Annotated in this window: 23 protein-coding genes; 13 read left to right on the top strand and 10 right to left on the bottom strand. The window is 70.7% G+C overall.

From position 1 onward, the window contains the following. The first annotated feature begins 65 nt into the window (after window positions 1-65). Window positions 66-341 carry a DUF1876 domain-containing protein gene (locus SRB17_RS29290; protein WP_153543175.1) on the top strand — a complete coding sequence of 92 codons (276 nt, stop codon included), beginning with the start codon at window positions 66-68 and terminating at the stop codon, window positions 339-341. Window positions 342-373: 32 nt separating this feature from the next. Here SRB17_RS29290 and SRB17_RS29285 read toward each other — a convergent pair whose 3' ends face one another. The 3 genes from SRB17_RS29285 to SRB17_RS29275 all read right to left on the bottom strand — a co-directional run bounded on the left by SRB17_RS29285 (window position 374) and on the right by SRB17_RS29275 (window position 2,724). Then, window positions 374-1,555, bottom strand: coding sequence for a serine hydrolase domain-containing protein (locus SRB17_RS29285; RefSeq protein ID WP_323376502.1), 1,182 nt, complete (start codon window positions 1,553-1,555; stop codon window positions 374-376). A gap of 83 nt (window positions 1,556-1,638) precedes the next feature. Next, window positions 1,639-2,100, bottom strand: coding sequence for an organic hydroperoxide resistance protein (locus SRB17_RS29280; RefSeq protein ID WP_153543174.1), 462 nt, complete (start codon window positions 2,098-2,100; stop codon window positions 1,639-1,641). Between the two features lie 159 nt (window positions 2,101-2,259). Next, window positions 2,260-2,724, bottom strand: coding sequence for a MarR family transcriptional regulator (locus tag SRB17_RS29275; RefSeq protein WP_323376400.1), 465 nt, complete (start codon window positions 2,722-2,724; stop codon window positions 2,260-2,262). A gap of 169 nt (window positions 2,725-2,893) precedes the next feature. Between SRB17_RS29275 and SRB17_RS29270 the strand changes: the two genes are divergently transcribed. Continuing rightward, window positions 2,894-3,232: an SsgA family sporulation/cell division regulator gene (locus SRB17_RS29270; protein ID WP_153543172.1), complete on the top strand. Its 339-nt coding sequence runs from the start codon at window positions 2,894-2,896 to the stop codon at window positions 3,230-3,232. Window positions 3,233-3,249: 17 nt separating this feature from the next. On the opposite strand, the gene SRB17_RS29265 is transcribed toward SRB17_RS29270, so the two are convergent. Further along, entirely contained in the window at window positions 3,250-4,920 is a 1,671-nt protein-coding gene (locus tag SRB17_RS29265; protein ID WP_323376399.1) for a penicillin-binding transpeptidase domain-containing protein, read from the bottom strand. A 657-nt stretch (window positions 4,921-5,577) separates the two neighbouring features. Between SRB17_RS29265 and SRB17_RS29255 the strand changes: the two genes are divergently transcribed. Further along, on the top strand, window positions 5,578-6,117 hold the full coding sequence (locus SRB17_RS29255; RefSeq protein ID WP_153543170.1) for a hypothetical protein: 540 nt from the start codon (window positions 5,578-5,580) through the stop codon (window positions 6,115-6,117). Between the two features lie 126 nt (window positions 6,118-6,243). Here the strand turns inward: SRB17_RS29255 and SRB17_RS29250 are convergent, their stop codons facing one another. The 3 genes from SRB17_RS29250 to SRB17_RS29240 all read right to left on the bottom strand — a co-directional run bounded on the left by SRB17_RS29250 (window position 6,244) and on the right by SRB17_RS29240 (window position 8,960). Then, a complete protein-coding gene (locus SRB17_RS29250; protein ID WP_153543169.1) occupies window positions 6,244-6,456 on the bottom strand; it encodes a hypothetical protein in 213 nt (70 codons plus the stop codon). Next, window positions 6,449-6,670 carry a hypothetical protein gene (locus SRB17_RS29245; RefSeq protein WP_153543168.1) on the bottom strand — a complete coding sequence of 74 codons (222 nt, stop codon included), beginning with the start codon at window positions 6,668-6,670 and terminating at the stop codon, window positions 6,449-6,451. Before SRB17_RS29245 ends, SRB17_RS29250 begins: the two co-directional genes overlap by 8 nt. A gap of 541 nt (window positions 6,671-7,211) precedes the next feature. After that, window positions 7,212-8,960, bottom strand: a complete 1,749-nt coding sequence (locus tag SRB17_RS29240; protein ID WP_323376398.1) for a dolichyl-phosphate-mannose--protein mannosyltransferase — start codon at window positions 8,958-8,960, stop codon at window positions 7,212-7,214. A 107-nt stretch (window positions 8,961-9,067) separates the two neighbouring features. Here SRB17_RS29240 and rsmI point away from each other — a divergent pair, with 107 nt between their 5' ends. The 6 genes from rsmI to SRB17_RS29210 all read left to right on the top strand — a co-directional run bounded on the left by rsmI (window position 9,068) and on the right by SRB17_RS29210 (window position 14,955). Next, window positions 9,068-9,916, top strand: a complete 849-nt coding sequence (gene rsmI / locus SRB17_RS29235; protein ID WP_323376397.1) for a 16S rRNA (cytidine(1402)-2'-O)-methyltransferase — start codon at window positions 9,068-9,070, stop codon at window positions 9,914-9,916. A 344-nt stretch (window positions 9,917-10,260) separates the two neighbouring features. Then, window positions 10,261-10,662, top strand: a complete 402-nt coding sequence (locus tag SRB17_RS29230; protein ID WP_153543165.1) for a hypothetical protein — start codon at window positions 10,261-10,263, stop codon at window positions 10,660-10,662. 47 nt (window positions 10,663-10,709) lie between these two features. Beyond that, window positions 10,710-11,606: a TatD family hydrolase gene (locus SRB17_RS29225; protein WP_153543164.1), complete on the top strand. Its 897-nt coding sequence runs from the start codon at window positions 10,710-10,712 to the stop codon at window positions 11,604-11,606. Window positions 11,607-11,721: 115 nt separating this feature from the next. Then, window positions 11,722-13,074: a ubiquitin-like domain-containing protein gene (locus tag SRB17_RS29220; RefSeq protein ID WP_323376396.1), complete on the top strand. Its 1,353-nt coding sequence runs from the start codon at window positions 11,722-11,724 to the stop codon at window positions 13,072-13,074. A 97-nt stretch (window positions 13,075-13,171) separates the two neighbouring features. Next, the gene (gene rsmA / locus SRB17_RS29215; RefSeq protein ID WP_323376395.1) at window positions 13,172-14,065 is read left to right on the top strand and encodes a 16S rRNA (adenine(1518)-N(6)/adenine(1519)-N(6))-dimethyltransferase RsmA; all 894 of its coding nucleotides are present in this window, start codon (window positions 13,172-13,174) and stop codon (window positions 14,063-14,065) included. After that, window positions 14,062-14,955: a 4-(cytidine 5'-diphospho)-2-C-methyl-D-erythritol kinase gene (locus SRB17_RS29210; protein WP_323376394.1), complete on the top strand. Its 894-nt coding sequence runs from the start codon at window positions 14,062-14,064 to the stop codon at window positions 14,953-14,955. The genes rsmA and SRB17_RS29210 overlap by 4 nt, the downstream gene beginning before the upstream one ends. A gap of 9 nt (window positions 14,956-14,964) precedes the next feature. Here SRB17_RS29210 and SRB17_RS29205 read toward each other — a convergent pair whose 3' ends face one another. Continuing rightward, complete coding sequence (locus SRB17_RS29205; protein WP_153543163.1) at window positions 14,965-15,558, bottom strand: Uma2 family endonuclease; 594 nt, start codon at window positions 15,556-15,558, stop codon at window positions 14,965-14,967. A gap of 156 nt (window positions 15,559-15,714) precedes the next feature. On the opposite strand from SRB17_RS29205, the gene SRB17_RS29200 reads away from it, so the two are divergent. From SRB17_RS29200 to SRB17_RS29185, 4 genes are all read left to right on the top strand, one after another. After that, window positions 15,715-17,523, top strand: a complete 1,809-nt coding sequence (locus SRB17_RS29200; RefSeq protein ID WP_153543162.1) for an ABC-F family ATP-binding cassette domain-containing protein — start codon at window positions 15,715-15,717, stop codon at window positions 17,521-17,523. A gap of 316 nt (window positions 17,524-17,839) precedes the next feature. Then, window positions 17,840-19,672 carry a PQQ-binding-like beta-propeller repeat protein gene (locus SRB17_RS29195; RefSeq protein ID WP_153543161.1) on the top strand — a complete coding sequence of 611 codons (1,833 nt, stop codon included), beginning with the start codon at window positions 17,840-17,842 and terminating at the stop codon, window positions 19,670-19,672. A gap of 81 nt (window positions 19,673-19,753) precedes the next feature. Beyond that, on the top strand, window positions 19,754-21,583 hold the full coding sequence (locus SRB17_RS29190; protein WP_153543160.1) for a PQQ-binding-like beta-propeller repeat protein: 1,830 nt from the start codon (window positions 19,754-19,756) through the stop codon (window positions 21,581-21,583). 226 nt (window positions 21,584-21,809) lie between these two features. After that, window positions 21,810-22,493 (top strand): helix-turn-helix transcriptional regulator, encoded by a 684-nt coding sequence (locus SRB17_RS29185; protein ID WP_153543159.1) that lies wholly within the window; start codon window positions 21,810-21,812, stop codon window positions 22,491-22,493. Window positions 22,494-22,613: 120 nt separating this feature from the next. Here the strand turns inward: SRB17_RS29185 and SRB17_RS29180 are convergent, their stop codons facing one another. Together SRB17_RS29180 and SRB17_RS29175 are read right to left on the bottom strand one after the other, a co-directional pair. Continuing rightward, window positions 22,614-22,946 (bottom strand): hypothetical protein, encoded by a 333-nt coding sequence (locus tag SRB17_RS29180; protein WP_153543158.1) that lies wholly within the window; start codon window positions 22,944-22,946, stop codon window positions 22,614-22,616. A gap of 21 nt (window positions 22,947-22,967) precedes the next feature. Continuing rightward, window positions 22,968-24,659, bottom strand: coding sequence for a sodium:solute symporter family protein (locus tag SRB17_RS29175; RefSeq protein WP_153543157.1), 1,692 nt, complete (start codon window positions 24,657-24,659; stop codon window positions 22,968-22,970). Between the last annotated feature and the right edge of the window lie 135 nt (window positions 24,660-24,794).

The raw sequence follows: 24,794 nt of genomic DNA, 5'->3' as shown, positions 1-24,794 counted from the left end.
ACGTTCCCCGCACACGGGAGCACCCTGGAAACAGCTGGAATCAGCTGTTCCCGGAGGTGATCCTCATGATGCACACCACTGTCGGATGGCATGTCGAGCTGGAGTTCCTGGAGGATGATCAGCACACCAAGGCGGCGGCCCTGGTGCGCTTGCCCGACGGTAGCGAGGTACGGGCGCACGGCCACGCCACCCGGCACCGCGTCGACGCCAACCAGCCACGGGTCGGTGAGGAGATAGCAGGCGCACGTGCCCTCAACGAACTGGCCATGGAACTGCTGTCCAAAGCACACGACGAGATCGACGCGGCGTCCGGACGGACCTCGCACACGATCAACGTCTGACGGCGCGCGCCTTTGACGGCGCGCGCCGTGTGTCAGCGGGCAACCTGGGCGAGCGCCGTGCGCACGGCCCGCACCAGCGCCTGCGCCCTCGGGTCCGCCGTCACGCTCTTCCTGAACCCGTTGGTGACGTAGCCGAAGGCGATGCCGGTCTCCGGGTCGGCGAACGCGAGGGCGCCGCCCCGGCCCGGATGCCCGAAGGAACGGGGGGAGAGCAGCGGGGAGGCCGCGCCGTGCAGCATGTAGCCGAGCCCGAACCGGGTGCCGACCACCAGGACCCGGTCCGGTCCCGCGGACTGCTCGGCGCGCGCCAGTTCCGTCGTCTCCGGGGTGAACAGCCGGCTGCCGCCGCCCACCTGGCCGATGAGCGAGGCGTAGAAGCGGGCCAGCCCGTCGGCGGTGGCGATGCCGTTGGAGGCGGGCAGGGCGGCGGCGCGGTAGGCGGGATCGTTCTCGTCGGGCAGCGGGGTGATCGCGGCGAAGGCGCGGCGGGTCAGCGAGTCCGGGTCGGCGTAGGCCTCGGCCACGGCGCGCTTGGGGCGGGTCTTCAAGCCGCCCACCGCCTCCGGTGCCTCGGCCGGGCCGACACGGCCCACGCGCGCGTGCTCCGAGTCCGGCAGACCGAGCCACAGGTCCGCGCCGACGGGGCCGGCGATCTCGTCCGCCAGCCACTCGCCGACCGGGCGGCCGGTGATCCGCCGGATCAGTTCGCCGGTGAGCCAGCTGTAGGTCTGGGCGTGGTAGCCGTGGTCCGTGCCCGGCTCCCACACCGGCGCCTGTGCGGCGACGGCCGCGGCGCCCAGGTCGGGGTCGGCCGCCTCGGCGGGGGTCAGCGGGCGGTCCAGCACGGGCACGCCCGCGCGGTGCGCGAGCAGGTGCCGGACGAGGGTGTGCTCCTTGCCGGCCGCCTTGTACTCGGGCCAGTACGCGCCGACCGGGGCGTCCAGGTCCAGCTCGCCGCGCTGGTGCAGGAGCAGCAGCCCGGCGGCGACGACACCCTTGGTCGCCGAGCGCACGATCTGCGCGGTCCCGCGCTCCCACGGGGCCGTACCGGCCGTGCCGTCGACGTCCTTGGCGCCGGCCCACAGATCGACGACCCGGTGCCCGTCGCGGTACACGGCGACGGCCGCGCCGCGCTCCCCGAGCAGCGCGAAGTTCGCTGCGAACGCCTCCCTGACCGGCTCGAAGCCCTCGGCCACTGTGCCGTTCACGTCCACGTCCGCCGTCCCTTCGATCACTGACCCAGCGCCTGCGACAGTGCGCGCAACACCGGCTGCGTGCCTGTGATTCCTCGGTCCGATCAGCCCAGGAGGATCGTTACGTCGATGTTGCCCCGGGTGGCGTTGGAGTACGGGCAGACCTCGTGCGCCGCGTCCACCAGCCGGGCCGCCACGTCCGGGTCCAGCACCGGCAGGGAGACGCTGAGGGCGACCGCGAGGCCGTAGCCGCGGTGCCGGTTCGGGCCGATGCCGACCTTGGCGGCCACGGTGGAGCCGGTCAGGTCGTAGCCCGCGCGGTTGCCGACGAGGATCAGCGCGTTGTGGAAGCAGGAGCTGTAGCCGGCCGCGAACAGCTGTTCCGGGTTGGTGCCGTTGCCGTCCCCGCCCAGCTCCGGAGGCATCGCCACCTTCAGCCCGATCTGGCCGTCCTGGCTGGTGACATGGCCGTCGCGGCCGCCGTGGGCGGTGGCCTCGGCGACGTACATGATCTTCGTCGGACGGGTGTCGACAGCGGTGTTCTCGACAGCGGTGTCCTCGGTCATGGCCGGCCTCCCCCGGAACAAGTGGCGCGCAAGTACATCGTGCACAAGGTACTGGCCGGTCGGTCGGGAAACGGCACCAGGGGGTGGCAACTGCGGGTAACACGAGAGCGGTGCGGGATCGGCGGGGGATCGCGGGATCGGGGCGGGAGCGGCGCGGGATCAGTGCCGGTCGGCCGCCATGTCGGCGCGCTCTGTGAGTTTCCACAGCGCCTCGCGCAGCCCCGCGACCTCCTGTGCGCCGAGGCCCGTCGTGGTGAGAAGCGCGCCGGGTATGCATGCCGCGCGCTCCCTGAGTTCCTCTCCGCGCCCGGTGCACGCGACGAGTACCGAGCGCTCGTCGCCGGCCGCGCGCTCCCTGCGCACCAGACCCGCCCCCTCCAGTCGCTTCAGCAGCGGCGAGACGGTCCCGTAGTCCAGGCGCAGGGCACGCGCCAGCTCCTTCACGCTGGTCTCGCCGCGCTCCCACAGCACCAGGAGCACGAGGTACTGGGGGTAGGTGAGCCCGAGGTCGTCCAGAAGTGGACGGTACGCGGCGGTCACGGCGCGCTGTGCGGCGTACAGCGCGAAGCACAGCTGGTCGTCCAGCAGAAGCGACCCCTCGAAGGCCGGGTCCTCGTTCGTCACGTGCCCATTGTCACGGACTCCGGATCGAAGCCGAACGGCAGCCGCAGGAGCGAAGAGGTCTCGACCTGTCTCGAGCGGCAAAGAGGCGTAAATCGGAAAATATGGGACATTGGAGTGAAAGCGGACGCGAAGCTTCCGTGTAGGTCACGCAGAGTGAAAGGGCGATCCGATGTCTGTGGTCGAGCAGTACGCGCGCGCCCATATCGTCACGGACGAGGAGGACCCGGGGGCCGTACCGGTGGTGCTGCGATACGACCCCGACCGCGATCCACGCTCGGTCCGGGTCGGCCTGCCGGGCCCGCACGAGTGGACCTTCTCGCGCGCGCTGCTGGAGCGGGGACTGCGGGCACCGGTGGAGAGCGGCGCGGTACGGGTGTGGCCGTGCGGTCGCGTGCAGGCCGTCGTCGAGTTCCACTCGGACAACGGTGTCGAGGTGGTCCAGTTCGAGTCGAAGACGCTGGTGAGATTTCTGCGCCGGACGTACACGGAGGAGCCGGTGGGGGCCTGATCAGCCGCCCGTGCTGATCAGCCGCCCATCTTGAGCAGGGCCGCCACGATCGGCCCGGCCGTGTCGCCGCCGTGGCCGCCGGCCTGAACCACGCCCGCTGCGGCGAGGTCGCCCTTGAAGGCGGTGAACCAGCCGTTCGGCTTCTTCTGCCCGTCCACCTCGGCTGAGCCCGTCTTGGCGCCGTAGTCGCCGCTCATGCCCGCCATGGCCTTGGCCGCCGTGCCGTAGTCCGCCGTGAACCGCATGACGTCCTTCAGCTGGGACTGCGTCTTCGCCGACATCGTGCGCGACGCCTTCGCCAGCGTGCGGTGGTCCACCTCGGGGGACACCAGGTAGGGCTGGCGGAAGACGCCCGACTCGACCGTGGCCGCCACCGACGCCATGTTCAGCGGGTTCATGCGCACCCCGCCCTGCCCGATCAGCGAGGCACCCATCTGCGCGCCGCTCTGCACGGGGACGGAGCCGTCGAAGGACGGCACGCCGATGGCCCAGTTGTTCATGGAGAGGCCGTAGACCTCCTGGGCCTCCTTCGTCAGGTCGCTGTTGGACAGCTTCGGCGCGAAGTCGATGAAGGCGTTGTTGCAGGAGGCCCCGAAGCTCTGCTTGAACGTGCCCTTCTTGATCTCGGAATCGCCGTCGTTGTGGAACGTCCAGCCGGCCAGCTTGTACGTCTTGGGGCAGGGGTGCGAGGCGTCCGGGGTGATGAGGTTCTTCTCGAACAGCATCGTCGACGTCACGATCTTCATCGTGGAGCCGGGCGCGAGGGAGCCCTGGAAACCGACGTTGAAGCCGTGCCCGCTGTTGGCGACCGCGAGGATCTCACCGGTCGAGGGCCGTACGACGACCGCGGACGCCTGCTTCTGCTTGCCGACCTGCTGCTCGGCCGCCGCCTGGAAGGTGGGGCTCAGCGTCGTCCTCACCGTGCCCGGCGTGCCCTTGCTCAGCTCCACCAGCGTCTTGTCGGACAGTCCGGCCTTCTGCGAGGCCTTGCCGCGCACCACGCGCAGCTCCACGCCCGCCTTGCCGCCCGCCGTCTTGCCGTACTTCTCCCGCAGTCCGTCCAACACCGGGCTCAGGGACGGGTACTTGGCGGCCGTCAGCTCGCCGCCGTCGCGGTCCAGCGCCTTGATCGGCGGGGTGCCGGACTCGCCGGTGACCAGCGTGTCGCCGTCCTTCAGCTCCGGGTGCACGACCGAGGAGTGCCAGTCGACCAGCGGCTTGCCGTCGCTCGCCCGCCGCACCACGGTGAGCGAACTGCCGTACGCCAGCGGCTTGCCGAGGCTCTGGTACGACACCGTCGCCTTGACGGAGAACGGCACCTTGGCGCCCGTCGGCGTGCCGGCGGTGAGCGTGACGCCCTTCAGGTGGGCGTCCTTGGTGTAGCCGGTCAGCAACGCCGTGGCGGCGGAGGCGTCGTCGGTGGCGGCGGCCGCCTCGCCGACCCTGCCCTGCTGCCACGCGGTGAGGAAGCGGGAGGAGGCCGTGCGGACCTCGGCGGCGCTGAGCGGGCCGGTCTTGACGTGCTTGTGGTCGGCCGAGGCGGACGCCCGCTCGTCGGCGGAGGCGCCGCCGCCGGTCAGCGCGTAGACGGCGAACCCGGCACCGCCGAGGACAAGGGCGATCAGCCCGCCGACCACGGCGGGCCCGGTCGTCTTACGTCGCTCGGCGACGCGCCTTCTCTTGCCCACAGCCTCAGTTCCTCCGTGCCTTCCCCGGATCCCCGTAGCCCCCACACAACCCAACGACGGCACTCACCTTAAGGTCCCTGCCTCGGCGGGTGATCCCGGCGCCGAATCCGTAGCAACCTTGCGACATTCCGCGCGGACGAGGACGGCCGCCGACAACGACCACGACCGCTCAGCATCGTGCGGCGCCGTCGTGGTACGTCCGTCCAGCCGGCTAGACCCAGGTGTCCAGCCACATCCGCGACCGCCAGTTGTCGATCGGGATGGCCGTGCCGGTGTACAGGGGCCAGAAGTAGATGAAGTCTGCGTGGTCGAGCCCTGTAGGGCCCCGACCAGGGCGTTTGCCTCTGGCCGGAGCCGCCTCAGGCGGCCTGGGCCGTCTCTGGGCCGTGATCTTGGGGGTTCGATGGCAGATAGAGGCTGTCGACAGCCTTTCGGGTGCGCCCCTCACTGCTTTCCGAATCACCTTTCCGGCCCGTTATGCAGCTCATATGGACTACGAGTGGCGGGTCGTGAAGTTGCGCGATGGCGGGGCCGGGCATATTTCGAGGCGCCCTGTCGCGGACAAATGTGCAGGATTCGGATCCTCGAATCGAACAGGCGCGGGATCTCGCGAGGGCCAGACCTCGTACACCCGAGAAACAAGGAGGAGCGCTCGTTATGCGAGTAGCCACTCGATCAAGGACACAGTCCCAGCGCGCCCGCTGGGGAGCCCGGTTCCTGGGCGCCGGCCTCACCGCCGTAGTGGCACTTGGCGTCGACGCCAGCCCCGCGCTGGCACTACCGGGACCGCCGAGCGGCGATGCGGGCGTGCAGCCCGTCGAAGTACCCTTCCCGGGCGGGGATCCCGTGTGCCCCAGGGGGTCGACCGCGCTGCGGATCAACGAACCGTTCCAGGAGGGGACGAGGGTCGCCAACATCCCCGGTGACGGGACGGTCACCCTCACCATCCACGGCGCGGACAACCAGACGTTCGACTTCTCGATCACCGGCGCCTCTGCCGCACGCCAGGTGTTCGTCAAGGGCGGCCCGAACCAGGACCTGTACAACTACGACGCGGCCCACGGCTTCCCCGGCGGCGTCGCGGCCGACACCGCCCTCCACGCCCCCCTCGGCGCGGGCCCGGACGGCAGCAAGTTCTTCGGCCTCAGCCACATCGACTTCTGCTTCATCCCCAGCCCGTACAACGGCGGCATGTGACATCACCGGAGACCGGGGGTCCGCACCACGGGCCCCTCACTCCGGACACACGCCCCAGGGGCGGTCCCGAGCAGCCCGTGCAACCGTCTCGATCACCTCATCGGCACCCGCCTCCAGCGTCCTCGGTCAGTCGTCATCCGGCGAAGGCGGCTGCTGACGTTCGCGGCGCCGGGTTGCCCACGCGGAAACGGATGTCAGCACGAGCGCTGTACCACCGCTCAGCAGGGACAGGATGCCGTCCACGCTGGCAATTCCTGCCGCAACCGCAACCGAGACGAAGCCGCTGACTGAAGTCAGCGCCAAACCTAGGTACGCCGCCCAGCGTTCACGCTCACGCATAGGTCTTCACCCCTGCCACGACGGAGGACAGCAGCACGACGAGCCCGATGGCGTCAGCGCACACGACGTACAGCCAACCCCTAATGGTCCCGCTGCCGTCGTAGCAGAGCATCCGAACTCCGTAAGGCATGAAGGTGAGCCCCATGACCAGCACGACGAGGGCGGTGAAGACAGTCGTCGTAGCAATGGGCTTGTGGTCCAGGCTAGCGGCCACGAGTGATCCGCAGAGTGCCACGGCTGCGGTCACGATCCAATCGATCCAAAAGACAGCGTCGTCCAATACCAGGGCGTGACGCGCAGGTGGGACAGGCTCGCGTGATACGAGCTTCAGCCACGTCTGAAGAGCAGCAACTCCGAACGCGAGCCCAAGGGTGAGTAGCCAGGCCAATCCGTTGCCCCCAAGGTCGTACGGTTCGCGCAGGCATCATGCCAGGGCCGCTGGTCACAAGTCACCTGATGCTGACGCAAGTTGGAGTTGCATCAGGCGCCCGAGGCGGGGGCGGTCGGCTCGGTCAACTGCCAACGGCTTGGCGCTGGCTTGAAGTAGAAGCGCCTCCCCCAGGCGTCCCCCGACAGCGCCCAGCCCCTAGAAAGCCGCAGGTCATGATAGGCAAACGGAGCCCGCTGTAAACCTGCGACCGTGCTGGCTGGGCCGTCTCCGGGCCGTCTGAGGGTGGCCAATGACGGCCTCGGACAGCCAACAACGACCAGGACGGCCCGGCATCAAGCCGGGCCGTCCTGGTGCGTGTGTCCAGCTAGACCCAGGTGTCCAGCCACATCCGCGACCGCCAGTTGTCGATCGGGATGGCCGTGCCCGTGTACAGGGGCCAGAAGTAGATGAAGTTCCAGGCGATCAGCAGCACCAGGACGCCCGCCGCCGACGCGCCGATCAACCGGCGGGTGTCGGAGGAGCCCGGCGGGCCGACGATCGCTCCGATCATCATCGCCACCGCCAGGCACAGGAACGGCAGGAAGACGACCGCGTAGAAGAGGAAGATCGTCCGCTCCTGGTACATGAACCAGGGGAGGTAGCCCGCCGCGATGCCGCAGGCGATGGCACCGGCGCGCCAGTCGCGGCGGAACGCCCACCGCCACAGCACGTACAGGATCGCGAAGCAGGCCGCCCACCACAGCAGCGGGGTGCCGAGCGCCAGCACCTCACGGGCGCACTTCTCGCCCGCGTTCGCCGGGCAGCCGTCGGCGCCGGGGTTCGGGGACTCGTAGAAGTACGACACCGGGCGGCCCAGCACGATCCAGCTCCACGGGTTGGACTGGTAGGTGTGCGGGGACGTCAGGTGGATGTTGAACAGCCACACCTCGTGCTCGTAGTGCCACAGGCTGCGCAGCCAGTCCGGCAGGAAGGTCCAGCTGCCACCCCTGCCGTCGGTGGCCGCCCAGTTGCGGAAGTAGCCGCCGGTGCCGTCCGCCGGGGAGAGGATCCAGCCGAGCCAGGAGAGCAGATAGACGGCGATCGCCACCGGCACCGTCGCCAGGAAGGCGATGCCCGTGTCGTACTTCAGGACCGCCATGTACGGGTGCCGGGCGCCGGCCGTCTTCCGGGCGCCGACGTCCCACAGCACCGCCATCACACAGAACACGATCAGGATGGGCAGGCCGTTCCACTTGGTGCCGATGGCCAGGCCCAGCATCAGCCCGGCCGCCCAGCGCCAGGGGCGCAGGCCGAAGCGGAACGCGTCGGCGACGTGCCCGGCGGGGCGGACCCGGCCGTCGGCGTCCACGGGCAGGGCAGCGGCGAGCCTCTCCCGCGACCGGTCCCGGTCGAGGACCAGACAGCCGAACGCGGCCACCACGAAGAACATCAGCAAGCCGTCCAGCAGCGAGGTCCGGCTCATCACGAAGTGCAGCCCGTCCACCGCCATCAGCGCGCCCGCCAGGCAGCCCAGGAACGTCGAGCGGAACATCCGGCGCCCGATGCGGCACAGCAGCAGGACGGAGAGCGTGCCCAGCAGCGCCGTCATGAACCGCCAGCCGAACGGGTCGAACCCGAAGATCAGCTCGCCGAGCCCGATGACGTACTTGCCGACCGGCGGATGCACGACGTACGCCGCGTCCGTCGGGATCGTGAGATGGCCGTGCGTCTGCAGCACCAGGTCGTTGGCGTTCTTGTCCCAGTTGACCTCGTACCCGCGGTGGACGAGCGCCCAGGCGTCCTTGGCGTAGTACGTCTCGTCGAATATCACCGCGCGCGGGCTGCCCAGGTTCCAGAACCGCATCAGGCCCGCCATCAGCGTCACCAGCAGCGGACCGCCCCAGCCCGACCAGCGGGTGATCCGCTCGGCGAGGACCGGCGGCACGCCGAGCACCTGCCACAGCCGGGGACTCGGCTCGGCGTACGGCGGCACCAGCCGGTCGCGTACGTCACCCGAGGGCGCGTCCTTGGCCGGTACGTACCCGAATCGGCGCAGCCGCTGCTGCCACGACGGCCGCTGGTCGTGCGGTGCCTGGCCCTGCCGGAGGTCCATGGAGGACGCGGTACTGGTCACCCGCGCCATGGTAGGGAACCGTTCTGTGCAAGTCCCGGGCATGTGGCGTACCGGTCGGGATGCGGTCGGTTTCCGGGGGTGCGCCCAGGTGCTGGGAGGATGGGGGTGTGACTGGAATCCTTGTCCTCGCAGGTACCCCCATCGGCGACATCGCGGACGCGCCGCCCCGGCTGGCCGAGGAGCTCGCCGGCGCCGACGTGGTCGCCGCCGAGGACACCCGGCGGCTGCGCCGGCTCACCCAGGCCCTCGGCGTCGCGCCCAAGGGCCGCGTCGTGTCGTACTTCGAGGGCAACGAGTCCGCCCGTACGCCGGAGCTGGTCGAGGAGCTGCTCGGCGGCGCGCGCGTACTGCTCGTGACCGACGCCGGGATGCCGTCCGTCTCCGACCCGGGCTACCGGCTGGTCGCGGCCGCCGTGGCGAAGGACGTCCGGGTCACCGCCGTACCGGGGCCGTCCGCCGTGCTGACCGCGCTCGCGCTGTCCGGCCTGCCCGTCGACCGCTTCTGCTTCGAGGGCTTCCTGCCGCGCAAGGCCGGCGAGCGTCTGTCCCGGCTCCGGGAGGTCGCGGCCGAGCGGCGCACGCTGGTCTACTTCGAGGCGCCGCACCGGCTCGACGACACCCTGGCCGCCATGGCCGAGGTCTTCGGTGCGGACCGGCGGGCCGCCGTGTGCCGCGAGCTGACCAAGACGTACGAGGAGGTACGGCGCGGCCCGCTGGCCGAACTGGCGCAGTGGGCCGCGGAGGGGGTCCGCGGGGAGATCACCGTGGTGGTCGAGGGCGCGCCGGAGAGCGGTCCCGAGGAACTGGACGCGGAGGAGCTCGTACGGCGGGTACGCGCGCGTGAGGAGGCGGGGGAGCGGCGCAAGGAGGCGATCGCGGCGGTGGCGGTGGAGGCGGGCGTGCCGAAGCGGGTCGTGTTCGACGCCGTCGTTGCAGCGAAGAGCTCCGCTGGGTGAGCCGGGGCCGGGGAGCGCCGTAGGGCCCGGGTTCTGTGGCGGGCTGCGGGTGTGTTGTGGCTGGTCGCGCGGGTTCCCCGCGCCCCTTCGGGGCGCTGCCCCGCACCCCATCCATACCCCCTCTGAGCAGGGCTGTTCTCGGGTGAGCGGGTGCGCCATGGGACGGCAAAGGGCTGTCGCCGATGGCAAAGGGAAACGCCGCCGATCGGGGCCTTTTCTGCAAGGAAGGCCCAAATCGCCTCCAACACTCGACAGCCCTGATGCGTTCGCGCTGGTGAAGGCGTCCACTGGTTGAAGAGACGCCCCGGTGAGGGGCGCTTGTCCAGCGGACAAGAGGAGCTGGCATGAGCGAGATCGCAGGGCAGACCGGCCTCCGTGGCACGCCGACAGCCGTCGTTCACGAGTCGTATTCCTTCGCCTGCATGCGATGCGGGCACGGCTGGGAGCAGTCGTACGAGATAGAACACCACACGGACGCCGACGGGCATGAGTTCGTGCTGTACGTGGCCGACGGCCGGGTGGTGCCGTCGCCGCTGAGCCGGCCCGGCTGCCAGAACTGCGACGGCCACGTCGTGCGGATCATGCGCCCGGGGCAGGTCTCGTCGGTGCGCGGCGCCGCCGAGCGGCACCACGCCGTGCCCCAGGCGGGCCCGGTCGAGGCGCCCGCGGTACCGGCGGAGCCCCGGGAGCCGCACCACTGGCACCTGTCCGATCTCCTGCACCCGTTCCAGCGCAAGGCCGGCTGAGCGGATCACCGGACGGTGACGGCATGCCCCTTTCGTAGGATCGGGGCATGCCTTCGAACGCCGGCCAGACCTCCAAGGGCGACAAGAACGCCGCACCGCCGCTTCCGGCGCCGCTGCGCGTTGCGGTCGCCGACTCGCACACCCACCTCGACATGCAGTCCGGCACGGTCGAGGAGGGCCTCGCGAAGGCCGCGTCGGTGGGCGTGACGACCGTCGTCCAGGTCGGCTGCGACATCAAGGGCTCGCAGTGGGCCGCCGAGATCGCCGCGGCCCACGACAGCGTCCACGCCACCGTCGCCCTCCACCCCAACGAGGCCCCGCGGATCGTGCACGGCGACCCCGACGGCTGGTCCCGGCAGGGCGCCCGCGAGCCCGGCGGCGACGCCGCCCTGGACGAAGCCCTCGCCGAGATCGACCGGCTCGCCGGGCTGCCCCAGGTCAAGGGCGTCGGCGAGACGGGCCTGGACCACTTCCGCACCGGCCCCGAGGGCAAGGCGGCCCAGGAGCGGTCCTTCCGCGCCCACATCGAGATCGCCAAGCGGCACGGCAAGGCGCTCGTCATCCACGACCGGGAGGCGCACGCCGACGTCCTGCGCGTCCTGAAGGAGGAGGGCGCCCCCGAGCGGACCGTCTTCCACTGCTACTCCGGCGACGCCGCGATGGCGGAGATCTGTGCCCGCGAGGGCTACTTCATGTCCTTCGCCGGCAACGTCACCTTCAAGAACGCCCAGAACCTGCGGGACGCCCTCGCCGTCGCCCCCCTGGAGCTGGTCCTCGTGGAGACCGACGCGCCCTTCCTGACCCCGGCGCCGTACCGCGGTCGCCCCAACGCGCCGTATCTGATCCCCGTCACGGTGCGCGCCATGGCCGCCGTGCGCGGCATCGACGAGGACGCGCTGGCCACGGCCCTGGCCGCCAACACCGCACGGGCCTTCGGCTACTGAGCGCACGTTCGCAGCGCAACAGTACGTAGTCGCGTCGCTTTGGAGAGTGACGGAGGCTCCGCTAGGTTCTGGGGGCCCGATCCGGACCCCTCTGGCACCTCTGGAGCGTGTCGGCGTGAGCAAGCCGCAGTACGAGACGTACGACCCCTACGGCCATGACGGCTCCGTGCACAGCGCGGAGACCCTGCCCTACGGGCTGTACCAGGACACCTACCGGCCTGCTTACGAGGCCGAGGCGTACTTCGTCCCCGAGCCGGTGCTGCCGCGGCAGGCGGCGAGCGTGCCCGAACCGGTGACCGCGGAGGAGCCCGGCCCGCCCGAGGAGGTGGATGGGCGTGCGGCACGCCGGCGCAGGATGCGCTGCGCCGAGCGCCCGGAGTCCGCCGTGCGCCGCCTGCTGCCGCAGGCGCTGGTCGTGGCCTTCCTCGCCGGCGGTACCACCGCCTTCGTCGCCAAGGACAAGGCGGTCGAGCTGACCGTCGACGGCCGGCCGCGCACCCTGCACACCTTCGCCGACGACGTGCGCGAACTCCTCGCCGAGCAGGGCGTACGCGTGGGGACGCACGACATGGTCGCGCCCGCCCCCGGAAGGGCGCTCGCCAGCGGAGAAGCGGTCGCCGTGCACTACGGGCGCCCTGTCCGGCTCACGCTGGACGGCAGCCGGCGCGAGGTGTGGACGACGGCGCACACCGTGGAAGGGGCGCTGGACGAGCTGGGTGTGCGCGCCGAGGGCGCGTATCTGTCCACCTCGCGCTCCCAGCCCATCGGACGGGCCGGGCTCGCGCTCGACGTGCGCACCGAGCGCGCCGTCACGATCATGGCCGACGGCCGGACCCGGACCATCCGCACCAACGCGGCCACCGTCCGCGAGGCCGTCGAGGAGGCCGGGATCGGCCTGCACGGCCAGGACACCACCTCCGTGCCGCCCGACAGCTTCCCCCGCGACGGGCAGACGGTGACCGTGCTCCGGATCAGCGGCACCCGGGAGGTCCGCGAGGAGCAGATCCCGTTCGAGACCGAGCGCACCGAGGACCCCACCCTCTTCGCCGGCGCCGAGGTCGTCCTGCAGCCCGGGCTGCCCGGACTGCGGCGCGACACCTACCTGCTGCGCATCGTCAACGGGGTCCGCGAGAAGCCCCGCCGGGAGACCACCGAAGTGGTGCGCAAGCCCCGCAGGCAGATCGTGAAGGTGGGCACCAAGCCCCGGCCGACCTCCGGGGACGGCGCCGACCACCTGAACTGGCACGGTCTCGCCGCCTGCGAGTCCGGCGGCCGTCCGCACGCCGTCGACCCCTCCGGGACGTACGGCGGGCTCTACCAGTTCGACGCCCACACCTGGCACAGCCTCGGCGGCACCGGCCGCCCCCAGGACGCGTCGACGGAGGAACAGACCTCCCGCGCGAAGAAGCTGTACATGCGGCGCGGAGCGACGCCTTGGCCGCATTGCGGGACGCGGTTGCACGGCTGACGCGGGCGGGCGGCGCCGGCAAGTGACCCCACCCCCGCCCGGCCACAGCAACCGGCACCTGGCAACTCGGCCGACTTCGTCCCCGTACCCTTGTCCCGTGAGCAGCCCCACCCCCGACGCCCTCCTCGGTCCCGCCGACATCCGTGAGCTGGCGGCAGCGCTCGGTGTCCGTCCCACCAAGCAGCGCGGCCAGAACTTCGTGATCGACGCCAACACGGTGCGCCGTATCGTCCGCACCGCCGAGGTCCGCCCCGACGACGTCGTCGTCGAGGTCGGCCCGGGGCTCGGCTCCCTCACGCTCGCGCTGCTGGAGGTCGCCGACCGGGTCACCGCCGTCGAGATCGACGACGTGCTCGCCGCGGCCCTCCCCGCGACGGTCCAGGCGCGCATGCCGGCGCGCGCCGACCGGTTCGCGCTCGTCCACTCCGACGCGATGCACGTCACCGAACTGCCCGGCCCCCCACCGACGGCGCTGGTGGCGAACCTCCCCTACAACGTCGCCGTACCGGTGCTGCTGCACATGCTCGACACCTTCCCGAGCATCGAGCGCACCCTCGTCATGGTGCAGTCCGAGGTCGCCGACCGGCTGGCCGCCGCGCCTGGCTCGAAGGTGTACGGCGTGCCGTCGGTGAAGGCCAACTGGTACGCCGAGGTGAAGCGGGCCGGGGCCATCGGCCGCAACGTCTTCTGGCCCGCGCCGAACGTCGACAGCGGCCTGGTGTCGCTGGTGCGACGGACGGAGCCGATCAAGACGACCGCCTCAAAGGCCGAGGTCTTCGCCGTCGTCGACGCGGCCTTCGCACAGCGCCGCAAGACCCTGCGGGCGGCACTGGCCGGCTGGGCCGGGTCCGCCGCTGCTGCCGAGGCCGCCCTGGTCGCGGCCGGTGTCTCGCCGCAGGCGCGCGGCGAGTCGCTGACGGTGGAGGAGTTCGCGCGGATCGCCGAACACAAGGACGCCGGGAGCACCGAGCACGAGGAGAGCGGCGAGTGAGCGTCACGGTACGGGTACCGGCCAAGGTCAACGTCCAGCTCGCGGTCGGCGCCGCCCGCCCCGACGGGTTCCACGACCTCGCCAACGTCTTCCTCGCGGTCGGCCTGTACGACGAGGTCACGGTGACCCCCGCCGAGGAACTCCGGATCACCTGCGAGGGCCCGGACGCGCACGAGGTCCCCCTGGACCGCACCAACCTCGCCGCGCGCGCCGCGATCGCCCTCGCGGCGCGCCGGGGCATCGAGCCGAACGTCCACATCCACATCGCCAAGGACATCCCGGTCGCCGGCGGCATGGCGGGCGGCAGCGCGGACGGCGCGGGCGCGCTGCTCGCCTGCAACACGCTGTGGGGTACGGCGGCCTCGCGGGCCGAGCTTCTCGCCATCTGCGCCGAGCTGGGCAGCGATGTGCCGTTCAGCCTGGCCGGGGGTGCCGCTCTCGGCATCGGGCGGGGCGAGCAGCTGACCGCGCTGGACGTCGGCGGCACCTTCCACTGGGTGTTCGCGATGGCCGGGCGGGGGCTGTCGACCCCGGCGGTCTTCCGGGAGTTCGACCGGCTGGCCGAGGGGCGGGAGATTCCGGAGCCGGTGGCTTCGGCGGAGTTGCTGGAGGCGCTGGCGAAGGGGGACGCGGACGCGCTGGGAGCGGCCGTTTCCAATGATCTTCAGCCCGCGGCGCTGTCCCTGTTCCCGGAGCTGGCGGACACCCTGGACGCGGGGCGCGGGGCGGGTGCGCTCGCCGCGCTGGTCTCGGGATCGGGTCCCACGACCGCCTTCCTCGCGCGCGATTCCGAGTCGGCGGAAAAGGTGGCGGCGGCCCTGCGGGCGTCGGGGACGTGCAGGGCCGTGCGGACGGCGGAGGGGCCGGTGGCGGGGGCGACGGTGGTCTGAGGGGCGGGTTCAGAGGTCGTCGATGGCGGTCAGGTCGACGTCGATGTCGTAGGGCACGCTGACCTTGACGTGGTCGTGGTAGATGCCGGTCAGTGCGTAGGTGCCGGTGGCCTCGCCGAGTTCGTACACCTGGACAACAGGGTGGTCGTCTTGGCCCGCCATGTCGACCAGCCAGAAGTGCGGGATACCCGCTGCGGCGTACTTGTGCGGTTTGGTGTCGCGGTCGCGAGCCTCCGAGTCCGGTGAGATCACCTCGATGGCGAGTAGGACATCGGCTGCCTTGAAGTGGGTCTGACGACGGCCGGTCACGGCTTCGGCGCGGACCACGGAGACATCTGGTTCGGGGCCATTGCGCTTGTCGATCACGACGGTCATCTCGCGCTTGACCTTCACCTCGGGCGGTGCTGTGCGCCTGAGGCCGCTGATCAGCATGTCGATCGCATCAGCGTGGAAGATGCGCTGCGGACTCACGAAAACCAGGCTCCCGTCGATCAGCTCGGTGTGCGGCGGGAGATCCGGCAGGGTGAACAGGTCGTCCACGGTGTAGCCGTCCTGCGGTGGCACCGGCCACTGGACGCGGTGCTCTGCGGACTCGGCGGTCATGGTTCCTCCCATGGACGGGATCCTGCTGCCTGCCCTCCACGGTAGCGGCCGCTTCCCGATCAGGTCATCACAAAGAGTGACCACCGCCTCGCGCGCCGCCCTCACCCCCCGAGGCCCTAGGCTAGAAGGCTGACCGTCCCCGCGCACAGGAGTGAAATGGCCGTCAACCTGGTCAATGTCGAGAACGTCAGCAAGGTGTACGGCACCCGTGCCCTGCTGGACGGCGTCTCGCTCGGTGTGTCGGAAGGTGACCGGATCGGGGTCGTCGGGCGCAACGGCGACGGCAAGACCACCCTCATCCGGATGCTCGCCAAGCTGGAGGACGCCGACACCGGACGCGTCACGCACTCCGGCGGGCTGCGGACCGGCGTGCTCACGCAGCACGACTCCCTCGACCCCGCCGCCACCGTCCGCCACGAGGTGATCGGTGACATGGCCGACCACGAATGGGCCGGCAACGCCAAGGTCAGGGACGTACTGACCGGGCTGTTCGGGGGGCTGGACCTGCCGGGCTTCCCGAAGGGGCTGGACACCGTCATCGGGCCGCTGTCCGGTGGCGAGCGGCGCCGTATCGCGCTCGCCAAGCTGCTCATCGAGGAACAGGACCTGATCGTCCTGGACGAGCCCACCAACCACCTCGACGTCGAGGGCATCGCCTGGCTCGCGAAGCACCTGCAGAACCGGCGCTCGGCCCTTGTCTGCGTCACGCACGACCGATGGTTCCTGGACCAGGTCTGCACGCGGATGTGGGACGTGCAGCGCGGTGACGTGTACGAGTACGAGGGCGGTTACTCGGACTACGTCTTCGCGCGCGCCGAGCGTGAGCGGATCGCCGCCACCGAGGAGGCCAAGCGGCAGAACCTGATCCGCAAGGAGCTGGCCTGGCTGCGGCGCGGCGCCCCCGCCCGTACGTCCAAGCCGCGCTTCCGCGTCGAGGCCGCCAACGAGCTGATCGCGGACGTGCCGCCGCCCCGGGACAGCTCCGAGCTGATGAAGTTCGCCTCCTCGCGGCTGGGCAGGACCGTCTTCGACCTGGAGGACGTCACCGTGCAGGCCGGGCCGAAGGTGCTGCTCAAGCACGTCACCTGGCAGCTCGGCCCCGGTGACCGGATCGGTCTCGTCGGCGTGAACGGCGCCGGCAAGACCTCGCTGCTGCGCGCCATGGCCGCCGCCGCCCGCACCGAGGGCGAGGAGCAGCCGGCCGGTGGCCGTGTCACCGTCGGCAGGACGGTCAAGCTCGCCTACCTCTCCCAGGAGGTCGCCGAACTCGACCCCACCTTGCGGGTCCTGGAGGCCGTGCAGCAGGTCCGCGAGCGCGTCGATCTCGGCAAGGGGCGCGAGATGACCGCCGGGCAGCTGTGCGAGACCTTCGGCTTCAACAAGGAGAAGCAGTGGACGCCGGTCGGTGACCTGTCGGGTGGCGAGCGCCGCCGCCTGCAACTGCTGCGCCTGTTGATGGACGAGCCCAACGTCCTCTTCCTGGACGAGCCCACCAACGACCTCGACATCGAGACCCTCACCCAGCTGGAGGACGTCCTCGACGGCTGGCCCGGCTCGATGATCGTCATCTCCCACGACCGCTTCTTCGTCGAGCGCACCACCGACCGGGTCTTCGCGCTCCTCGGCGACGGCACCCTGCGGATGCTGCCGCGCGGCATCGACGAGTACCTGGAGCGGCGCCGGCGCATGGAGGAGGCGGTCGCCGCGCAGGCCGCCGCCGCGGCGCCCAAGCCGGCCACCACGGAGAGGAGCGCCGCCGACCAGCGCGCCGCCAAGAAGGAACTCCAGAAGATCGAGCGCCAGTTGGACAAGATCTCGGAGAAGGAGTCCAGGCTGCACGCCCAGATCGCCGAGAACGCCACCGACTTCGGCAAGGTCGCCGACCTGGACGCCCAACTGCGCGACCTCACCGGCGAACGCGAGGAACTGGAGCTGCGCTGGCTGGAGTTGGCGGAGGACGCGTAAGAGGCACGCGCCCGCTGCCTCCCCGGTGTGAACCAGCCACCGCACGCCCTCTCTTCACCCCCCGCCCCTCACTGCCCCGCCGTCCGCCCCCGGCGCGCAGGGCTGTTGCGTGCGCTGCGTGAAGGGGGCGTGAAGGTGCGTAACGGCGGCATCACGGCCCGGTCGTCCCTTGGGAACAGCGGCGGATCCGAGCCCGTGGGCTGTCGGTGCCGGGTGATAGAAAGGGCCGTCTGAGAACCGTCTGAGTAACGACCCAGGGTCCGTCGAGAACCTCAGGGCGTGGCGAAGAATCAGTGAACGAGGGGGAAGAGCGCTGATGACCCAGCCGCCCGACCAGCCGCCGCAGGGCGGATTCGGAGCGCCGCAGGACCAGCCACCGCAGGGTGGCGGATTCGGCGCCCCGCAGCCGCCATCGGCCCCGGGCGGTTTCGGCCCCCCGAGCGCCCCACAGAGCACCCCGGGCGCACCCCAAGGCGTCCCCGGTGCACCCGGCGTACCACCAGTGCCCCCGCCGCCGGCCCAGCCGCCCGCCGCCCCGCCCCAGCCGGGCTACGGCTACCCGCAGCAGCCGGGCCCGTACGGCACCCCGGGCCCCTACGGAGCCCCCACCCCGCCCGGCGCCCCGGGCCCCTACGGCTATCCGCAGCAGCCGGGACCCTACGGGGCGGCGCCCCAGCCCGGTTTCGGCCGGCCGCAGCAGCCGCCGTACCCGGGCATGCCCGCCGGCGCGCCCGGCAAGAAGAGGACCGCGCTGATCATCGGTGCCGCGGTGGCCGCGCTGCTCGTCATCGGCGGCACGGTGTACGCGGTCACGAGCGACGGCGGCGACGGCGGCAAGAAGCAGCCGGTCGCCCAGCAGAGCGACGACCCCAAGCACGCCGCCTCCGGCACCCCGAGCCCGTCGAGCGGCGGCGGTGACGACCCGGAGAACCTCAACGCCGGCCGCAAGGCCGGTGAGGCGAAGGTGCTCTGGTACAAGTCGGCACCGGACGCACCCGGTGGCGGCGCCGACGCGCCCGGCCTGTGGGTCACCGGCAAGGCCGCGGTGAAGGCGGCGTACAAGCAGGTCTTCGCCTACGGCGTCGGCGACGGCAAGCCCGTGTGGGGGCCGATCTCCTTCCCGCAGAAGATCTGCGCCGTCACCCCGCAGAAGTCGGCCGACGACAAGGTCGTCGTGGCGTACATGAGCGGCGCCGGCGACAACGCCAAGTGCAACCGGCTGCAGCAGATCGACCTGGGCACCGGCCGGAAGGGCTGGAGCGCGGAGGTCGCCGACGGCGGGCTGTTCGACAGCGCGCTCAACGTCGAACTGACCGTGAGCGGCAGGACGCTGATGGTGGGCCGGTCCGAGTCGGGCACGGCGTACGACATCGACAGCGGCAAGAAGCTGTACGACAAGACGAAGTACGGCGCGGGCTGCTTCCCGGCCGCGTACGCGGGCGGCACCGACCGGCTGATCCAGGTGTCCTCCTGCGGCGCCGGCGGCGGCAACGAGCACGACGAGATCCAGGAACTGGACCCGGCCACCGGCAAGGTCCGCTGGACCCAGCCGGTCAAGAAGGGCTGGCAGGTCACCCGGACGTTCTCCGTGGACCCGCTGGTGGTCTATCTGACCAACCAGGACAAGAAGGCCTGGAACATCTCGACGTTCACCAAGGACGGCAAGTTCCGCTCCGAGGTGAAGGTGAACGAGAAGTTCGCCCCCCGCTGCGGCTGGGCGATCCTCGAACGCGATCTGCAGGGCTGCCAGGGCGTCGCCGCGGACGCGAACACGCTCTACCTGCCGACGGACGCCACCAGCACCGCCAACGAGATCGTCGCGATCGGCCTCGCCGACGGCAAGGCCGAGTGGCGGACCAAGTCCCCGGCGGACGAGCCGATGTACCCGGTGAAGGCCGAGGGCGGCAAGCTCGTCGCGTATGTGCAGCCGTCGTACGACGCGGGCGGCCAGGTGGTGTCGATCCCGGTCACCGGCTCCTCCCACACGACCACCAAGCTGCTGCAGAACCCGCAGGGCACCGCCGAGATCGAGGACACCTTCTTCGACAGCGTCGTGGACTGGGTCGACGGGCGGTTCTTCATCTCCGCCGGCCGGCTGTCCGGCAGCGACCAGTCGAAGGAGAAACTGATCATGGCCTTCGGCAACTGAGCCGCCGTCCCCGGCTCCTCGCCCGTCCCCACCGAATCCTTTCGCCGTCCGGCCGTCCGGCCCCACCGAGGTACCCGTCCCATGACCCAGCCGCCCCCTCCGCCGCCGAACCAGCCGCCTAACCAGCCCCCGCAGCAGCCCGGTTTCGGCCCCCCGAGCCCCAACCAGCCACCGCAGCAGCCTCCGCAGCCCCCGCAGCCGCAGCCCGGCTACGGCTATCCGCAGTCCGGCCCGGCCCCCCAGCCGCCGCAGCCCGGCTACGGCTACCCGCAGACCGGGTCCGCGCCGCAGCCCGGCTACGGCTACCCCGGCGCGCAGCAGAACCCGTACGGCCAGCAGCCCCCGGCCTACGGCCAGCAGCCCTCCGCTCCCTACGGGGGCCGGCCGCAGAACCCGTACGCGCAGCCCGCGCAGCCGGGTTACGGCTATCCGGGCCCGCCGCCCGCCGTCCCGATGCAGCCGCAGCCGGGGCAGGGCGGCGGCGGACGGAACAACACCGTGCTGTTCATCGTCGTCGCGGCGGTCGTCGCCATCGCGCTGATCGTCGGCGGCGGCATCTGGTACGCCAGCTCCTCCGGGGACAGCGGCCAGAAGCACGACACCGCGTCCTCCAGCGGCGGCACGGGCGGCAAGAACGGCAGCGGCAGCACGGGGGGCGGGGGCAAGGAGAAGGTACCGGCCGACCCCGCGGCCGACGTGCTGTTCAAGGTTCCGCTGCCCACCACGGACGACGTGGTGAGCACCCCGGGTTCATGGCTGACCGACAAGGTGTACGCCAAGAGCGGCGTCGCCGAGATCGTCGGTTACGACCCGGCCAAGGGCACCAAGCTGTGGACGATCAAGCTGCCCGGCCCGGTCTGCGCGGCCAGCAAGCAGGCCACGTCCGACGGCAGGACCGCGATCACCTACCAGCCGAAGTGGGACACGAAGAACAAGTTCGCCGGGTGCACGCAGATCGCCGCGATCGATCTCGACGCCGGCAAGAAGCTGTGGACGAAGTCGGTCAAGTCCGGTGACTACCCGGTCAACTATCAGAATGTGACGGTCGGCCAGCGCGCCGTCGCGGTCGGCGACACCAACGGCGGTGCCGCGTTCGACATCGACTCCGGCAAGCCGCTGTGGCTGCCGAAGCCGGGCGACGACTGCTACGACGCGGGCTACGGCGGAGGCGCCAAGCTGGTCGCGGTACGCAACTGCGGAGACGTCGACAACGCGCGGCTGCTCATCCAGACCCTGGATCCGAAGACGGGGAAGGTGATCTCCGAGTACCGCATGGACCAGGGTATCGACGAGGCCTCCATCGTCTCCACCGATCCGCTGGTGGTGGCCGCCGCCGCGGGTGACAGCAGCCAGATCACGGACTACTTCTCCATCGACGACAAGACGGGGAAGCTGCTCGCCCACATCTCAGCGCCGGCCGACACCTACGGCGGCAAGTGCGAGGGCATCACCCGCTTCGAGGACTGCCACGGGATCGTCGTCGGCAACGGCAAGCTCTATCTGCCGACCGCGGAGCACGCCGGCTCCTCCGGCCTCGGCCAGACCAACTCGATCGTCGCCTTCGACCTCACCACCGGAAAGCCGACGGGCCAGCGCGCCGACGCCGGCGACGACACCACGCTCGTCCCGCTGCGCATGGACGGGAGCAATCTGCTCGCCTACCGGCCGCCGACGTACAACAAGGGCGGTCAGATCGTCAGTGTCGACGGCGGCAGCTTCAAGATGACCAAGCTGTTGCAGAACCCTGCCGTGCAGAACGTGCGGGAAGCGGAGAGCAACATCCTGCCCGACAGCGACGAGTTGCTCTTCGGCGACGGCCGCCTGTACATGGGGCAGGTCTTCGCCCGCCGCAAGGGCACGTCGTCGATCGGTGAGGAGGACCTGGTGCTGGCGTTCGGCACGGGGGGCTGACGCAACGCCGTCGCCGAAGCGGGTCTCGCCCGAATGGGTGACTTACCGAGAAGTGCCCCGGATTTCATCGATCCGGGGCACTTCTCATCAAGAGGGGCAGCGCTCCGTCGAACAAGCGTGTAGCTTCCGGGGGCATGAAGGACGAGGAGCCGGGGGGCCCTCTGTCCGTGCGGACCGGTGGGCGTCCATAGTGGGGCATCCATGGGGGGGACTGGGGGGTTGCTCTATGGGAGTGCGGCTCATGGTCGTCGACGACCATCGCCTGCTCGCGGAGGCGCTCGCGTCGGCGCTCAAGCTGCGCGGGCACCGGGTGCTCGCCGCGGCGGCACCGGCCGCGGGCGCGGCGGACCTGGTGATCGCGCGGGCGCCGGAGGTGTGCCTGCTGGGTACGGCGGCGCCGGCCGAACCGGGTGTCTTCGATCCGGTGCTGAAGATCAAGCGGGAGCGCCCGCAGGTCGCGGTGTTGGTGCTCGGCCCGGTGCCCTCGCCGCGCGGCATCGCGGCGGCGTTCGCGGCCGGGGCGTCGGGGTACGTGCGGCACGACGAGCGGATCGAGGGCGTCGAGCGGGCGATCATGAAGGCGCGCGCGGGGGAGGCGGCGGTGGCGCCGCAGTTGCTGCAGGGGGCGTTCGAGGAACTGCTCAACCCTGCCGCGCAGCCCGACGACGAGGCGCAGCGGTTGCTGTCGGTGCTGACGCCGCGGGAGGTGGAGGTGCTGGTGCGGGTGGCCGACGGGGAGGACACGCGGCTGATCGCGGCGGGGATGGGGATCGCGCCGAGCACGGCCCGCACCCATGTCCAGCGGGTGCTGATGAAGTTGGGCGTGGGGTCGCGTTTGGAGGCTGCGGCACTGGCGGCGCGGACGGGGTTGCTGGACCGGGCGGGGCCGTTCGGTTCCGGTCCCGAGTAGGCGCCGCTGCCGCGGCGCGGCGCCCCGTAAGGGGCGCGGGGAACTGCGCGAGCAGCCACGACGCGCCGGCAGCCGGGGGACGGCCCGCAGCCCTACGGCGGAACCGTCCCCGACCGACGCTCACTCCTGCGCCGAACCCTCCGGAGGAAGCGGCGGCGGAGTCGGCCGGAGCTTCAGCCAGGCCAGGAAGAAGATGCCCAGCAGGAGCATGCCGATCCCGGTCCAGAGGTTGATGTTGACGCCCTGGGCCTTGTCGATGGCGGCCTTGGAGTCGGTGATGCCGGCGATCGTGACGATGACGCCGTACAGCACGAACAGGCCGCCGATGATGCGCCGCAGGTCGAAGATGCGGGCGGCCGTCGCGGACTTGCCCTCCAGCTCGGTGACTTGCCGCGCCACCTCGTCCTCGGTGTAGTGGTGGCGGCGGTCAGGGTGCTCGGGGTGTTCGGACATGGTTTCCTCGATCCTCCCGCGTCAGAACGAGAACGGGACGTAGCAGACGGCGGCCAGCACGACCGCGCCCCAGCCCAGCAGGGCCGGCCTGCGGTACCAGGCCTCGTCTCCGGGCGCGGACGGTTCGGACATGCCGGGGGAGCGCGTGCCGTAGACCAGGCCCTGCAGCTCCTGCGCCGGCTTCGGCGTGGTGAACAGGGACACCACGACCATCACGACCGCGCCGGCGACGAAGCCCGCGATCGCGGAGACGAAGTTGGCGCCCTGGTCGGAGGGGATGGAGATGATCCCCTTCTTGTAGAACACGAAGTAGTTGATCATCGCGGTCACGGTGCCCGCGAGCAGGCCCCAGAAGCCGGACTTGGCGGACGCGCGCTTCCAGAACATGCCGACGATGAACACGACGAACATCGGCACGTTGAAGAAGGAGAACAGCGTCTGCAGGTAGCTCATGATGTTCGAGAACGAGGACGCCAGGAACGCCGTGCCGATGGAGGCGAGGACGCCGATCACGGTGATCAGGCGGCCGAACCGGACGTAGTAGGCGTCCTCACGGTCGCGCACCACGTACTTCGCCCAGATGTCGTTGGTGAACACGGTGTTGAAGGACGACACGTTGGCCGCCATGCCGGCCATGAAGGCGGCGAGCAGGCCGGTGACGGCGATGCCGAGGACACCGTTGGGCAGCAGTTCCTGCATCAGGTACGGGATGGCGTCGTTGTACTGCAGGCCCGAGGAGGAGGTGCCGATCTTCGGCACGAGGGCTGCGGCGACCAGGCCCGGGATCATCACCAGGAAGACGATGAAGATCTTCGGGTAGGCGGCGATCAGCGGGGTCCGCTGCCCGGCGGAGAGGTTCTTGGCGGACAGGGCGCGCTGCACCTCGGCGAAGTTGGTCGTCCAGTAGCCGAAGGACAGCACGAAGCCGAGGCCGAGGACGATGGTCAGCCAGTTCGCGCCGAGCGGGTTCACATGGCCGATGCCGGTGCCTCCCCACGCGGTGGTGAAGTTCGCGCCGTGCGTCGCGGTGAGCTTGTGGGTCAGGCCGTCCCAGCCGCCGACCTTCTTCAGGCCGAGGGCGGTGATCGGGATGAGGGCGGCCAGGATCACGAAGAACTGCAGCACCTCGTTGTAGATCGCCGAGGACAGACCGCCGAGGGTGATGTACGCCAGCACGAACGCACCGGCGACCACGATCGCGACCCACTGCGGCCAGCCCAGCAGGGCCTCGACGACGATCGCGAGGGCGTAGAGGTTGACGCCCGCGATCAGGATGGCGGCGAACGCGAACAGGATCGAACTGAGCAGGTGCGCACCCCGGTCGAAGCGCAGCAGCAGGAACTCGGGGACCGAGCGGACCTTGCTGCCGTAGTAGAACGGCATCATCACCAGGCCCAGGAAGACCATGGCGGGGATGGCGCCGATCCAGTACCAGTGCACGGTGTAGGCGCCGTACTGGGCGCTGTTCGCGGCCATGCCCAGGATCTCGGTGGCCGCCAGGTTCGCCGAGATGAAGGCGAGACCGGTGATCCAGGCGGGCAGCGAGCGTCCGGAGAGGAAGAAGTCGAGGCTGGTCTTCACCGAGCGGCGGGCGGCGAAGCCGATGCCGAGCACGACGACGAAGTAGATCGCCAGGATCGTGTAGTCCAGCCAGTTGGTGGGGAGCCGTAGCACCGCCGCCAAGTACAGGGGGCTGTCTGTGGGGGTTTGCATGAGTACTCGCTTCGTTGCGCGAACTGATCCAGAGCGGAACCTACGTCTCCGCGTTCAGAAATTGAACACTTCTGTTGGTGTTCTTTGTTTGATTGTGATGATCTGGACGTTGTCGAGTTGCGTTCTGTTATGTTT

Origin of the sequence: Streptomyces sp. RB17, from assembly GCF_009604455.1 — a bacterium.
Lineage (GTDB): Bacteria > Actinomycetota > Actinomycetes > Streptomycetales > Streptomycetaceae > Streptomyces.
Note: the sequence above shows the minus strand (reverse complement) of the source record. Positions and strands in the feature narration are given on the sequence as shown.